This window comes from Streptomyces longispororuber, assembly GCF_024448165.1.
In the GTDB taxonomy this organism is placed as follows: domain Bacteria; phylum Actinomycetota; class Actinomycetes; order Streptomycetales; family Streptomycetaceae; genus Streptomyces; species Streptomyces longispororuber_A.
This window is the reverse complement of sequence record NZ_JAMOLN010000249.1, coordinates 1-14111: the sequence shown is the minus strand read 5'-3', so window position 1 is coordinate 14111 and position 14111 is coordinate 1. Positions and strand designations below refer to the sequence as shown.

Genomic DNA, 14111 nt, shown 5'->3' with positions numbered 1-14111 from the left:
GGGCAGCCTCGGGGTGGAGGTCGTCGACGCGCCGAAGGGGCCCGGCGCGCTCGTCGTCGCCGTCCACGTGCCGGGTCCCGGCTACACGGCCGGACTGGTGCGCGGCGACGTCCTGGTGCGCCTCGGCACGGCGGAGATCGGCTCGGCGAGCGATCTGGCGGCCGTCGTCGGGGACGCCCGCCCGGGACACCAGCTCGTCATGACGGTCCGTCATGACAGCGGCGCGCGGCAGCAGTTGGCGGTGACGCCCGGAGTCGTGACCTGACGCGTGCCGGGCTCGGGAGCGGTCAGACGGTCCGGAAGTGTGTCGTCAGCCGCCGTTCGTCGTCCAGGATGTGGAACGCCAGACCGACCGGCGCGTCCAGGTCCGCGATCTGCTCGCCCTCCCAGGGCAGCCGCAGCGTCCACGTCACGCCGGGGCCCACGACCAGCGGCCGCCCGGCGAAGGTGGTCGAGGCCGGCGTGTGGGCGTGCCCGGTGATGACCGCGGCGATCTCCGGACGCCGCTCCAGCAGACCCGCCAGGGAGCCGGGCCGGGCGAGCTGGTACCGGTCCGGCAGCGGGTGGTGCAGCGCCACCGGCGGGTGGTGGAAGGCGAGCAGTGCCGGCGTCCCGCCGTCGAGCGCGTCGAGCTCCGACTCGATCCAGGCGTACGTCTCCGCGTCGAGCTCGCCCTCGTCGGCGCCCGGAATGCTGGAGTCGCACAGCAGGATCGCCGTCCCGCCCACCCGGTGCGCACGGTTGACCGGGCCGTCGCCGGCCGGTTCGCGCAGCAGCGCCTTGCGGTAGGGGCCGCGACTGTCGTGGTTGCCGGGGCAGGGCAGGACGGGGAACGGGCGGTCGGCGTCGTGCAGTCCGAGCAGTTCGGCCGCTTCCTCGTACTCCGCCTCCGCGCCGTGGTCCGCGATGTCGCCGGTGACGAGCAGTGCGTCCACCGGACCGGGCAGCGCCCGCAGGTGGTCCATGACGCGGCGGGCCCGCTCCGTGGCGCGCGGGGTCCCGTCCAGGTGCAGATCGCTGATCTGGGCCAGCACAAGCATGGCGTACGTCCTTCGGGCTCCAGAGATCTCTAACGGTTAACCAGGATCTAACCATTAGAGCTAATGCCTGGGCAATGCCCATGCATTAATTGGCTGCCCCGCCTGCTTGATGACTGGTGCCGGTGGCCGCTCCGACCGCACCATGGCCACATGCTGAGCACCCTCCTGGCCTTCCTCGGGGCCTGCACCCTCATCGCCGCCTCACCGGGCCCCAGCACCGTGCTGATCATCAAGGAGTCGCTGCGCAGCCGCCGTTCCGGCTTCCTGACCGTGCTCGGCAACGAGACGGGCGTCTTCGTGTGGGGCGTCGTCGCCGCGTTCGGGCTGAGCGCCCTGCTCGCCGCGTCCGAGGCCGCGTACACCGTGACCCGTGTCGTCGGCGCCGTCGTCCTCGTCGCCTTCGGCGTCCAGACCCTCCGCCAGGCCCGCCGCACCAAGGATGAAGGGCTCGGCGACACCGCCGCGGCCCCGGCCAGGAGCGGCTTCGCCTCCTACCGCGGCGGACTGCTCCTCAACCTCGCCAACCCCAAGGCCGCCGTCTTCGCGATGTCCTTCCTGCCGCAGTTCGTGCCGCACGGCGCCCCGCACCTGCCCGCCATGATCGGCCTCGCCGCCCTCTGGGCCGTCTACGAGGTCGGCTACTACGGCCTCTACGTGTGGTGCGTGGGCCGGCTCAAGAACGTGCTGTCCCGCGCCGGAGTGCGCCGCCGCCTTGAGCAGGTCTCCGGCGGCGTCCTGCTGCTGCTCGGTGTCCGGCTCGCCCTTGAGGGGTGAATCCATGGCCATGGGGTGGACTCGCGCCGTCCCGCACGGGCGGGCAGGATGCTGCCCGTAGACCCGCACACCCGCATCCGTACGGAGGCCCGGACATGACGACCGGTACACCCGCGCCCTTCACCGCCGCCGACTACAAGGCCCGCATGGACCGGGCCGCGCAGTCCGCCGCCGACGCCGGGCTCGCCGGAGTACTGGTCGCGCCGGGCCCCGACCTGGTCTGGCTCACCGGCTACCACGTGCCCGCCGACACCGAGCGGCTCACCCTCCTCGTCCTCGCCGCGGGACAGGAGCCCACGCTCGTCGTCCCCAAGCTGGAGGCCCCCGACGCCGCGAAGGCCGCGGGCGCCGGCGCGATGGCGCTGCGCGACTGGACCGACGGCGTCGACCCGTACGGGGTCGCCGCCCCGCTGCTCGACGTCTCCGGCCGCTTCGGCGTCAGCGACAACGCCTGGGCGATGCACCTGCTGGGCCTGCAGAAGACGCTGCCCGACACCTCGTACGTGTCCCTGACCGAGGCGCTCCCCATGCTGCGTGCCGTCAAGGACGCCGCCGAACTGGAGCGCCTCGCCGCCGCGGGCGCCGCCGCCGACGCCACGTACGAGGAGATCAGGAAGGTCACGTTCGCGGGCCGCGAGGAGAACGACATCGCCCGCGAACTCGCCGCGCTGCTCCGGCAGTTCGGACACTCGCAGGTCGACTTCACCGTCGTCGGGTCCGGACCCAACGGCGCCAACCCGCACCACGAGGCGAGCGACCGCGTCATCCAGGACGGCGACATGGTCGTCCTCGACTTCGGCGGCCTCAAGCACGGCTACGGATCCGACACGACCCGCACCGTGCACGTCGGCGAACCCACCGCCGAGGAACGCAGGGTCCACGACGTCGTCCGCGAGGCGCAGACCGCCGCCTGCGACGCCGTGCGGCCCGGCATCGCCTGCCAGGACGTCGACCGCGTCGCCCGCAAGGTCATCACCGACGCCGGGTACGGCGAGTACTTCATCCACCGCACCGGACACGGCATCGGCGTCACCACGCACGAACCCCCGTACATGATCGAGGGCGAGGAGCAGGAGCTGGTGCCCGGCATGTGCTTCTCCGTCGAGCCGGGGATCTACCTGCCCGGCCGCTTCGGCGTCCGCATCGAGGACATCGTCACCGTCACCGAGGACGGCGGCCGGCGCCTCAACAGCACCGCGCGCGAGCTGGCCGTCGTCGGCTGACCCGCCATGCCGCCGACCCCGGAACAGCCGACCGCCGACACGGACACGGTGCGCCGCCTCCTGGAGAGCCTCCTCCAGGACGGCGGCGCCATCGAGGTGCGCCCCGTCACCGAGGGCGGCGAGCACTCCACCTGGTGGGTCGGCGCCCAGCACGTGCTGCGGCTCGCGCCCGACGGGCGGATCTCGCCAGGACTGCGCCGCGAGGTCCGCGTCCGTGACCTCGTCCGCCCCTACGTCACCGTCGCCGTGCCCGCGTGCGTCGCCGCCGGGGAGTGGGCGCCGGGTCTCGCGTACGCCCTCGACACCCGGCTGGCCGGCGAGTCGGCGGAGGGGCGTGATGTCACCGCGGCCGGCGAGGAGGACCTCGCGGGGCTGCTCACCGGGTTGCGGGCGGTGCCGGTCGGCCGGGCCGTGGCGCTCGGAGTGCCGAAGGCGGCGCCGCGCTCGCTGGAGAACCTGCGGCGGGCGGCGGGCGCCGCGGCCCGGAAGCTGGACGGGGACGGCGAGTTCGACGCGGAGCGCCTGCGGCAGCTGACCGGGCACGCCGTGGTGCAGCTCGGGCCGCAGGCCGACGCGGTGCTCGTCCACCACGACCTCAAGGGCGAGCACCTGACGGTGTCGGCGGACGGGCGGGTGCGGGGGGTCTTGGACTGGGCCGACGCGGTGGTGGGTGATCCGGCGGAGGACATCGCGGGGCTGGCGATCGCGGTGGGGGCGCGGGCCGCCGTCCGGTCCGCGACGCTCGCCGGGTACGGGCCGCGGGTGTGTCTGCGGGGGTTGTGGCTGGCGCGGTGCGATGCGGTGGTGCGGCTCGCGGATCGGTTGTACGGGGCGGACGGGGCGAGTCCGGTGGGGTTGCTGCGCGTGCAGTTGGAGCGGGCGTGGGAGGCGATTCTGCTGGAGCTGGTGTCGGAGGGGTGAGCGTCTCCGTCTGCCGGGTTCCTCTTTCGTCGCGGGCCGCGGGCCGGTGGGGGCTTCTCGCGCAGTTCCCCGGCCCCTGACATGCCGACTGCGTCTGCCGGGCGGGTCTTTCGTCGCGGACTGCGGGTGTGCGGGGGTTGCTCGCGCAGTTCCCCGCGCCCCTGAAGGCACACTTCGTGCGCCATCTCAGGGGGCGCCCGACGGGGCAGCGGCGAAGCCGCATGCCCCAGGGGCGCGGGGAACTGTGCGACCAGCCCCCACCGGCCCGCAGCCCGCGACGAAAGATCCGCGCGGCAGACGCAGTCGCCCTTCGCGGACGCTCGCCCGGCCGGGTGGGCTACGGGGCCACCGCGATCACGCTCGACTCCGGAGGGACCGTCAGGGTGCCGGCGGGGCCGGGGAGTTCCACCGGGTCCCACGCCGCCAGGACCTGCGCCACGGGCCGGCCCAGCGGAATCGACACCGGTGAGCCGGACAGGTTCACCGCCACCCGCAGATCACCGCGCCGGTAGGCGATCCACCGGGCCTCCTCGTCGTACGCGACCCGCACCGCCGCCAGATCCGGATCCTGCAGATCCGGCCGGGCGCGCCGCAGGGCGATCAGCTCCCGGTACCACGCGAGCACCCGCGCATGGTGCCCCGTCCCGGGCTCGGACCAGTCGAGACAGGACCGCTCGCGCGTGGCGGGGTCCTGCGGATCGGGCACGTCCTCCTCGGCCCACCCGTGCGCCGCGAACTCCCGCCGTCTGCCCTTGCGCACGGCATCGGCGAGCCCCGGATCCGTGTGGTCCGTGAAGTACTGCCACGGCGTGCCGGCCGCCCACTCCTCGCCCATGAACAGCATCGGCGTGAACGGTCCCGTCAGGACGAGCGTCGCCGCGCACGCCAGCAGACCGGGGGAGAGGGAGGCCGAGAGCCGGTCGCCCTGCGCGCGGTTGCCGACCTGGTCGTGCGTCTGCGTGTAGGCGAGGAGACGGTGCGCCGGGACCCGGGTGCGGTCCAGCGGACGCCCGTGGTGCCGGTCGCGGAACGACGAGAACGTGCCGTCGTGGAAGAAGCCGTGAGTGAGCGTCTTGGCGACGGCCGCGAGCGGGGCGCGCGCGAAGTCCGCGTAGTAGCCCTGCCGTTCACCGGTGACGGCGGCGTGGATCGCGTGGTGCACGTCGTCGTTCCACTGCGCGTGCAGACCGAGACCGCCCTCGGTGCGCGGCGTGACGACCCGGGGGTCGCCGAGGTCGGACTCGCCGATCAGGAACAGCGGACGGTCCAGCTGCCCGGCGAGCCCGTCGACGGCCGCCGACAGCTCCTCCAGGAACGGCAGGGCCCGCCGGTCGTGGAGCTCGTGGATCGCGTCCAGGCGCAGCCCGTCGACGCGGTAGTCGCGCAGCCAGGCGAGCGCGCTGCCGATCAGGAACGCGCGGACCTCGTCGGAGCCGGGCGCGTCCAGGTTCACCGCGCTGCCCCACGGTGTGTGGTGGGTGTCGGTGAAGTACGGGCCGTACGCGGACAGGTGGTTGCCGGACGGGCCCAGGTGGTTGTGCACGACGTCGAGGACGACCCCGAGACCGTGCTCGTGCGCGGTGTCGACAAAACGCTTCAGCGCCTCCGGCCCGCCGTACGGCTCGTGCACCGCCCACAGGCTGACGCCGTCGTAGCCCCAGCCGTGCCGTCCCGGCACGGGGCACAGCGGCATCAACTCGACGTGCGTGACGCCCAGTTCGGCCAGGTGGCCGAGGCGCTCGGCCGCCGCGTCGAGCGTGCCCTCCCGCGTGTACGTGCCCACGTGCAGCTCGTACAGGACGGCGCCGGTCAGCCCGCGCCCCGCCCAGTCGGCGCGCCACGCGTACCTGCGGTGGTCGACGACCGCGCTCAGCCCGTCGGGACCGTCGGGCTGGCGGCGCGAGCGCGGGTCGGGCAGCACGGGCCCGTCGTCGAGCGCGAAGCCGTACCGCGTCCCGTCCGTGGCGTCCGCCTGCCCGGCCCACCAGCCAGGCCGGTCCCGGTCCCGCTCCAACGCGCCGGTGACGCCCGCTCCGTGGAGCGTGACCCGCTCGGCCTGTGGTGCCCACACCTCGAAGTGCACGGACGGTTCCCCTCGTCTGTGGCCGGTGACTGCGCGTCCATGGTGCGTCACGCTTGATCGTCGCGGGGCCGATTCCGCGAGGTGCGGCCCGTCTCACACGAAAAGGGACGTCCCGCGCGGGACCCGGGACGGGGGTGACGCACTTCGTTTTCTGGACACCCCGGCCGCGCTGCCCGACAATCACCACCGTGACGTCCTCCTTCGAACACCACACGCACCCGGCGCGGCTGTCCGACGCCGAGCGGGACCGTGCGCTGAAGGTGCTCAGGGACGGGGTCGCGCTCGGCCGGCTCTCGCACGACACGTTCGTGCGCCGCGTGGAGCTGGCGCTCACCGCCCGCCGCACCGACGAACTCGCCGCGCTCACCGCCGACCTGCACACCGAGAAGGGCTGGACGCGGGCGCTGTTCGGCGCCGTGGGAGCGGTCTCCGGGTTCACGGTGCGACTGCGCAGGGCGTGGACCGTGGAGCGGCTGCCGAAGCTGCTGCTGCCGCCGGTCGTCAACCCGTACCCGCTGCGCATCGGCCGCGACCCGGCCAACGGGCTGCGGCTCAGTCACGAGTCGGTCTCCCGGGTGCACGCCGAGCTGAGCCGCCAGGGCGGCATGTGGGTGCTGCGCGACCTGGGCTCCACGAACGGCACGTCCGTGAACGGCCGCAGAGTGATCGGCGCCGCGGTGGTCCAGGACGGCGACCAGGTCGCCTTCGGCCGGATGTCGTTCCGGCTCTCCGCCGACTGACCGTTCCCGGCGTCCCGTTCGAGTGGATGACGCCCCGCGCCTGCTGTGTCGCGGGTCCGCCGTGGCGAGGGATCCAGCGGCACGGGCGGACGCCCGCGCATCCCGAACGCGAGGAACGGTGACATCCATGGCCTCTGCCACGCTCACGAAGACCCGCGGCGTCCTGGCGGTCACGGCGGCCGCGGGCGCCCTGCTCGGTGCGCTCGCCGGACCCGCGCAGGCGGCCCCGCCCGAGCCGCCGGCCGGCAACTGGGTCCGGGTCTCCGTCATGCAGGGCGACGGCCCCACCGGCGACGTCCGGCACGCGCTGCTGCGCTGCCCCGCAGGTGAAGGAGCCGACGAGGGTGTCGGAACGGGCCGCTCCGGCGGGGAGCGGGCCTGCCGCGAACTGGCCGCCGCCGGGGGCGACATCGCCGCGATCCCGGTCGCGGACACCGCCTGCACCATGGTCTACCAGCCGGTCACGGCGTACGCGTTCGGCATGTGGAACGGCCGCCGCGTCGTCTACGCGCACAACTTCGCCAACGCGTGCACCCTGCACGCCTCCACGGGCTCGGTCTTCACGTTCGACCAGTGACCTGACCTGACCTGCCCGCCCGTCAGCCCTGGGCGTGCCGGACCGCCGCGATCGTCGTCCTGGCCTGGTGCTCGACCTGGTGCTCCACCGGCACCCAGCGCGCCCCGAACCGGTCCGCGTACACGTCGCACCAGCGCGTCACCAGGGCGTCGAGCCGGGGCGCGGCCAGGTCGTCGGCCTCCTCCAGGACCCGCAGCAGCATCGAGGCGGCGCGCAGCGGCAGCCGCCGGGCGAACGCGTCGATGCTGCCCACGTACGCCATCGTCGCGTCCGGTGGGGGCGGCTGGACCCAGTCGTCCGCGAGCCCCGGCACCAGGCTCAGCGCCCAGCGCGCCGCCCGCAGCAGCGGACCGCCGGTGTCGGGCAGCCGGGGCAGCGCCTCCGCGAGGATCTCCTCGACGAGCCGGGTGTCCCGGCTCAGCCGGGCCGAGAGCCTGCGCAGCGCCCGCTCGGGCGACGGGTGCGGGGCCGGGTCGTCGACCAGGTCGCTGGCCCACATCGGCACTTCGACGATCGCCGTCGAGCCGCCGTAGCGGTGGGCGTGGTGCCAGGTGGAGTGCCGGGCGTCGTCCGGCAGGCTCGGGAACGCGGCCTGCGCGTCCGGGTCCGGCATCACGTGGACGCCCGGACCCGACGCGGGCCAGCCCGCCGCGTCCGACGCGCCCGTCTCGACCGGTATGTGCAGTTCCGCCGCCGACTTCGCGAACGGCTCGGCGAGCCCCGGGATGTCCCGGGTCAACTGCACCCAGCTGCCGCCCAGTTCGGTGCCGTGCAGGGACACCTGGAGGTAGGGGCGCAGTGCGTCGATGACGCCGGTGAGCGCCTTCGTCTCGGGCGGCAGCCGGTCGGGCGGCAGCACCGAGGGGGACCACTCGGGCTGCTCGGGACCCGCGGGGCGGAAGAAGCGCCGGTGGTAGTCGAGCAGGCTGCGCGGCGCGGGGGTGCCGTGCAGGGCCGCGCCGTCGGGGTCGGCGCAGAGCAGGAAGTGCCAGGACCGGTCGGCTCTCAACGCCCGGTCCAGGAGGGCGCGTTCGGCGAGGTGCAGCGCGGTGGGGCCGCCCGTCGGCTCGTTCGCGTGCGCGCCCGCGACGACGAGGACCGTCCGCCGGTCGTGCCCGACGGACAGCAGGTACAGATCGCGTCCCGCGCGTGATGTGCCGACCGTGCGTAGCCGGCACAGGTCGGGTCGATGAGTCGCCAGCTCCCGCGCTGACTGGACCAGTTCGGCCGAGGTGGGGTACCGCTGCTCCGTCAGGTGACTCACCCCCGTTGGTGCTCCCGGCGTCAGCAATCCGCAGTACCCCACGCCGGGCCACGCCTGTCAAGAAGGCCTATACCGATGCTCGAGGCAGGCGCGGGTCGCGCCCCGCGCGCGCGGGGAACGTTTCCCGGTCCGCCCCGAGGCGGGCGGGGAGCACGTGGATGTGCCGTGTCACGTCCCCTGTTCCGGTCTCCCGCCCGGCGCGGGGCCCGCCCGCCGCGATCGTCTCCGGCCCGTCGGGGGCCGGTCGGACGCCTCTGGGGCCCGCCGACGCCCTGCGCCGCGACGATCCTCACGTCATCTCCCTTTTCTTGCAGCATGCCCCGGCCGCGTCCGTCACAGGCAGGTCGTTCGCCCGGTCTTCGCGACCGTGCGGACGGGGCGACGGCGCGGATCCCGCCACGGCCGTCTCCGGCGGTTCCGGCGGCCCGGTGGCACAGAGTCCCGCCCGACCGCCCCGAGGGCCGCAGCGGCGGGCTCAAGGCCCTCCGTGGCGGGTGCCCGACCGCCGCCGCGCGGCACCGCACGACCGCCACGGAGCGTCGCCCCCGTCACTCGTACGGCCGTACGGGGAGGGCGCGGCGCGGCCCGCGGTGGTCCGCTGGGAAGCAGCCGCGCGGAGCACGGTGCGCACACCGGCACCCAGAGGCACCCAGCGGAACCAGAGACATCCAGCGGAACCAGAGACATCCAGAGACACCAGCGACACGCAGAAGCACGCAGAGAGTGGGAGGCCCGCGGTGCTGTGCCCTCCCGGACCCGCCTCCCGGCCCGCGTCAGCCCGCGCCGCGGCATCCCCGGCCGCCGCGCCGCCGAGCCTCGTGGACCCGGCCGTCGTCCGTGACCCGTACCCGCTGTACCGCACGCTCAGGGACACCCGGCCCCTCCTGTACGACGAGCCCTTCGGGGCCTGGCTCCTGAGCCGCTACGTGGACGTGCGCTCGGCCCTCGCCGACCCGCGCCTCGTCGCCCCGCCGCCGGGCCGCACGCTCGCCCACCTGGAAGAGGCCACCCACGCAGCGCACCGCGCGCTGGTCTCCCCGGCCCTGCAGGGCCGGGCCCTGGCCGTGCTCAAGGCGGGCGTCGAACGGACCGCCTACGTGCTGGCCCGCCGCCTCGTCCGGCACCAGGAGGCCGACCTGGTCGAGGAGTTCTGCCACTGGCTGCCCGCCGCCGCCGTGGTGGCCGCGCTCGGCCTGCCCCCCGAGGACACCGCCCGCGTCACCGCGTGGTGCCGCGCGGGCCTGACCCACCTGGGCGGCGCCCCTGGCGACCTCGACGCCTTCCTGCGCCCCCACGTCACCCGCCGCCGGGTGCGCCCCGGCGACGACCTCCTGTCGGTCCTGTGCACCGCGCGGGCCGACGGGCGCCCGCTGTCCGACGAGGCGGTCACCGGACTCGTGGCGACGCTGCTCGGCGCGGGCGGCGAGGCCACCGACCGGGCCCTGGCCTCGTTCCTCGCCAACCTGCTCGACCACCCGGGCCAGTTGGCGCTCGTCCGGTCCCGGCCCGACCTCGCCGACGCCGCCTGGGCCGAGTCGCTGCGCCGGGACCCGGCCGTCCACGTCGTGCTGCGCCGCGCCCTCGCCCCCGTCGCGGTCAGCGGCGGCACGATACCCGCGGGCGCCACCGTGGCGTGCCTGGTCGGCTCGGCCGGCCGCGACGCGACCCGGTTCGCCGACCCCGACCGCTACGACGTGTTCCGCGCCGCCCCCGGCCAACTGGCCTTCGGCGCGGGCCGCCACCGCTGCCTCGGCGTCCAGCTCGCCCGCCTGACCGCGGGGTCGGGCCTGCGCGCCCTCCTCGCGGCGCTGCCCGCGATGGCCTGGGCCCCGGGCTTCCGGCCCGTCCACGAAGGCCTGCTCACCCGGTCGCCGGCCGCCCTCCTGGTCCGGCTGCGCTGACCAGCAGCGCCACGGGCAGCCCCGCGAACAGCTCGGCCACCCGTACGCGCCCGCTGAACCGCCTTCCGGGAACCAGCAGTTCGGACCACTCGCCGTCCGGCAGCGGCAGCTCCGTGTCCCGCCAGCCGCCCGCCCCGGCCAGCCGCAGCGACAGCCGGGTCACCGCCACGACCACCCGGCCCGACCGCCCGTAGCCCAGGCAGTGCGCAGCGCCCGGGCCCTCGGCAGGCAGCGCCTCGTACGTGCCCGCGCCGCCGAACCACTCGGGGTGCTCCGCGCGCAGCCGCAGGGCGGTCCCGGTGAGCGCCGCCTTCTCCGCGGAGAGCGGCCCGCCGTCCTTCCCGTCGAACCGGGCGGGCGCCCGGTTGTCGGGGTCCACCAGGGCGCGGTACTCGTGCTCGGTGCCCTGGTAGAGGTCCGGCACACCCGGCATCGTGAGGTGGACCAGGGCCGCGCCCAGGACGTTGGCCCGCACGTGGGGCTCCAGCCCGGCCATCAGGCGCAGCACCGCGTCCCCGGGCGGGCCGCACGGGCCGGACGCCACGAAGTCGCGCACGGCGCTCTCGTAGGCGGCGTCCTGCTCCGTCCACGTGGTGAACAGGCCCGCCTCGCGCGCGTGCTTGAGCATCGCCTGCTGGAGCCGCTCCGGTTCGGCGGGGCCGAGCCCGGCCACCGACTGCCAGGCCGCCCACGCCAGTTGCGGGTCGGGTGCGCTCGTGCCGCCGCCGTGCGCGGTCCGCTCCGTCACCTCGGCCAGCAGCGTCTCCCACCGCTCCGGGCACTGCGTGAGGACCGCGATGCCCGCCCGCACGTCGGCGCTGCGCTTGGTGTCGTGCGTGGACAGCGCCGTCGCCGTGTAGGGCCAGTCCCGCTGCACGCGCGCGCAGTACGCGTGGAACGTCCCGGCCGGCACCGCGGGAGTCTCCGGGCAGCCGCCGACCTCCAGGGCCGACAGGAGCGGCGTGAACCGGTAGAACGCCGCGTCCTCGACCGACTTGGCGCGCAGCGCCGACGCGGTCTGCGCGAACCGGGCGCGGAACGCCGTGTGCCGCGGTCCTTCGCCGCGCCGGCCGAGCGCCAACTCCCGTACGGCGCGCACCGCCCGCGCCTCCTCGGGCACCGCGAACGCCTCCTCGGCCTCCGCCGCCGCTGCGGCCGTCAGGACCGTCCCCGGGTCGGCGCCCCCGGTCGCGTACGGCCGGTACACCGGCACCCGCACCAGCAGCTCGCACAGGGCCGCGCGCAGCGCCCACGGCGCGTGGTCGCGCAGGTCCGGCTCCACGGCGCACAGCGCGACCGCCTCGCGCGTCAGCCGGTCCACCTCCGCCGCGAGCTCGTGCGTGACGACCCGCCGCCCGGCGCGCCGCGCGGTGGCCGGCCACTCGCCGCCCTGGTCGGCCGCGGCGCCCGTGAACCGCCGGAACAGGCCGAGGAGCTGGTCGGCGCCCGCCGGGTCGACGAACAGGCCGTCGACGTGCCGCAGCGCGTCGTAGCCGGTGGTGCCGGCCACCGGCCACGCCGCGGGCAGCGGCTCGCCGTCCGCCAGGATCTTCTCGACGACGGTCCACCGGCCGCCCGTCGCCTCGCTCAGCCGCTGCAGGTAGGCGCCCGGGTCGGCCAGTCCGTCGGGGTGGTCGACCCGGAGCCCGTCCACGACCCCCTCGCGCAGCAGCCGCAGCACCGTCGCATGGGTGGCGTCGAAGACCTCCGGGTCCTCCACGCGCACGCCGATCAGGTCCGAGATCGTGAAGAAGCGCCGGTAGTTGAGCTCCGTGCGCGCGAGCCGCCACCAGGACAGGCGGTACCACTGGGCGTCCAGGAGCCGCGGCAGCGGCAGCCCCCGCGTGCCGTCGCGCAGCGGGAACTCGTGCTCGTAGTAGCGCAGTACGTCGCCGTCCACCGTCAAGTGGTCCAGTTCGTCGCCCACATGGCGGGCGAGCACCGGCAGCAGGACCCGGCCGTCCTGCGCCGCCCAGTCGATGTCGAACCAGCGCGCGTACGGCGAGGAAGGGCCGTGCCGCAGTACGTCCCGCAGCGGTGCGTTGTGCCGCACGGACGCCGCCATGTGGTTGGGCACGACGTCCACCACCAGTCCGAGGCCGTGCCCCCGCGCGGTGCGGGCCAGCGCGCGCAGCCCCGCCTCGCCGCCCAGCTCCTCGCGCACGCGCGCGTGGTCCACGACGTCGTACCCGTGGACCGACCCGGGCACGGCTTCCAGGACGGGGGACAGGTGCAGGTGCGAGACCCCGAGGGAGGCGAGGTACGGGACGGCGGCCGCGGCCGCCGCGAAGCCGAAGTCCGGCTGGAGCTGGAGCCGGTACGTGGCCGTCGGATGCTGAGGCGTCATGCGAACCTACGTACCCCTTGGGCCGCGTTTCGTGTCATCACCGCATACATGGCCCCGAATGGACCTCGCTAGTTTCGGACGATGACCGGCACCTCCACGAAAGCACCGAGCACCCTCGACACGTACCGGCAGGTGCTGGCGGTGACCGGGCGGCTGCTGCCCCTGGTGTCCTTCCTGGGACGGCTGCCGGTGGCGGTGATCCAGTTCGGCAGCGTCCTCCTCGTCACCCGCACCAGCGGCTCCCTCGCCACCGGCGGCACCGTCGCCTGCGCCCTCGCGCTCGGCCAGGTCGCCATGGGCCCTTTCGTGGGACGCCTCGCCGACCGGCGCGGCCAGCGCCTCGTCGTGCTCGCCTTCGCCCTGGCGAACTCCCTGGCCGTGGCGGGCTACACGCTCGGCGCCCTGCGGGACCTGCCGACGCCCCTGCTGGTCGCGCTCGGCGTCCTCGCGGGTGCCACCGTGCCCGGGATCGGCCCCCTCGCGCGCGCTCGCGGCGTCGCCCTCGTGCGCCGCGCGGGCGGCGACGAACGGGCCGTGAACGCCGTGCTGTCCCTGGAGTCGACGATGGACGAACTGTCCTTCGTGCTGGGCCCCGCCCTGATCGGCGTCGCCGCCGTGGTCGCGCACCCCGCCTACGCGTTCGGCGCCGCCGCCCTCCTGGTCGCCGTCTGCGGCACCGCCTTCGCCGTGCACCCGACGGCCGCCGCCGTGCCCCGGGCCGCCGCGGACGGCCGGCCGCGCGCGCGGAGCGGGGAGCGGACCCGGATGCCGCGCCAGGTCCACGTGGTGCGCGTCGGGCTCGTCCTCCTCGGCGTCCTGCTGGGCGGCTGCGGCGCCGGCATCACCGCGCTCACCCAGGAGCTGGGTCACGAGGACCAGGCGGGGCTCGTCTACGCCGCCATGGGCGTCATGAGCGCCGTCGTCGGCCTGGCCATGGCGGCGGTGCCCGAGCGGTTCGCGCTGCCCGCCCGCTGGCGCGTCGCCACCGGCGCCGCCGCGCTCCTGTCGCTGCCGCTGATCGTCACGCACAGCATGCCGCTCCTGTACGTCGTCGTGACCCTCTTCGGCGCCCTGTTCGCCCCCAACCTGATCACCGGGTTCGGGCTCACCGAGCGCGCCGTGCCGCGCGCCCGGCTCGCCGAGGGCATGACGGTCGCCGCGAGCGCGTTCGTCGGCGGGCAGGCCGTCACGCTCGCCGTGGCGGGCCGCCTCGCACAGGCCCACGGGCCCGCCGCCGCGTT

General features: G+C 75.2%; 12 protein-coding genes. 8 read left to right on the top strand and 4 right to left on the bottom strand.

All coding sequences use genetic code 11. The features are described 5' to 3' along the window. A partial coding sequence (locus tag M4J07_RS41715; protein WP_255981316.1) for a PDZ domain-containing protein occupies positions 1-265 on the top strand: 265 nt, incomplete at its 5' end. A 22-nt stretch (positions 266-287) separates the two neighbouring features. Here the strand turns inward: M4J07_RS41715 and M4J07_RS41710 are convergent. Continuing rightward, the gene (locus M4J07_RS41710) at positions 288-1040 is read right to left on the bottom strand and encodes a metallophosphoesterase (protein ID WP_255981314.1); all 753 of its coding nucleotides are present in this window, start codon (positions 1038-1040) and stop codon (positions 288-290) included. Positions 1041-1190: 150 nt separating this feature from the next. Between M4J07_RS41710 and M4J07_RS41705 the strand changes: the two genes are divergently transcribed. From M4J07_RS41705 to M4J07_RS41695, 3 genes are all read left to right on the top strand, one after another. Then, a complete protein-coding gene (locus M4J07_RS41705) occupies positions 1191-1814 on the top strand; it encodes a LysE family translocator (RefSeq protein WP_255981312.1) in 624 nt (207 codons plus the stop codon). A gap of 95 nt (positions 1815-1909) precedes the next feature. Then, positions 1910-3037, top strand: a complete 1128-nt coding sequence (locus tag M4J07_RS41700; protein ID WP_255981309.1) for an aminopeptidase P family protein — start codon at positions 1910-1912, stop codon at positions 3035-3037. Positions 3038-3043: 6 nt separating this feature from the next. Continuing rightward, positions 3044-3958, top strand: coding sequence for a phosphotransferase family protein (locus M4J07_RS41695; protein ID WP_255981307.1), 915 nt, complete (start codon positions 3044-3046; stop codon positions 3956-3958). Positions 3959-4295: 337 nt separating this feature from the next. On the opposite strand, the gene treZ is transcribed toward M4J07_RS41695, so the two are convergent. After that, entirely contained in the window at positions 4296-6041 is a 1746-nt protein-coding gene (gene treZ, locus M4J07_RS41690) for a malto-oligosyltrehalose trehalohydrolase (RefSeq protein WP_255981305.1), read from the bottom strand. Positions 6042-6229: 188 nt separating this feature from the next. On the opposite strand from treZ, the gene M4J07_RS41685 reads away from it, so the two are divergent. Together M4J07_RS41685 and M4J07_RS41680 are read left to right on the top strand one after the other, a co-directional pair. Then, positions 6230-6781 carry an FHA domain-containing protein gene (locus tag M4J07_RS41685; protein WP_255981303.1) on the top strand — a complete coding sequence of 184 codons (552 nt, stop codon included), beginning with the start codon at positions 6230-6232 and terminating at the stop codon, positions 6779-6781. 127 nt (positions 6782-6908) lie between these two features. After that, complete coding sequence (locus M4J07_RS41680; protein WP_255981301.1) at positions 6909-7358, top strand: SSI family serine proteinase inhibitor; 450 nt, start codon at positions 6909-6911, stop codon at positions 7356-7358. 22 nt (positions 7359-7380) lie between these two features. Here M4J07_RS41680 and M4J07_RS41675 read toward each other — a convergent pair whose 3' ends face one another. Further along, positions 7381-8622 carry a M14 family zinc carboxypeptidase gene (locus M4J07_RS41675; protein WP_255981299.1) on the bottom strand — a complete coding sequence of 414 codons (1242 nt, stop codon included), beginning with the start codon at positions 8620-8622 and terminating at the stop codon, positions 7381-7383. A 737-nt stretch (positions 8623-9359) separates the two neighbouring features. On the opposite strand from M4J07_RS41675, the gene M4J07_RS41670 reads away from it, so the two are divergent. Further along, the gene (locus M4J07_RS41670; protein WP_255981297.1) at positions 9360-10523 is read left to right on the top strand and encodes a cytochrome P450; all 1164 of its coding nucleotides are present in this window, start codon (positions 9360-9362) and stop codon (positions 10521-10523) included. Here the strand turns inward: M4J07_RS41670 and treY are convergent. After that, entirely contained in the window at positions 10483-12870 is a 2388-nt protein-coding gene (treY, locus tag M4J07_RS41665) for a malto-oligosyltrehalose synthase (RefSeq protein ID WP_255981295.1), read from the bottom strand. The genes M4J07_RS41670 and treY overlap by 41 nt on opposite strands. A gap of 81 nt (positions 12871-12951) precedes the next feature. Here treY and M4J07_RS41660 point away from each other — a divergent pair. After that, the coding region (locus M4J07_RS41660; protein ID WP_255981293.1) for an MFS transporter at positions 12952-14111 on the top strand (1160 nt) is incomplete at its 3' end.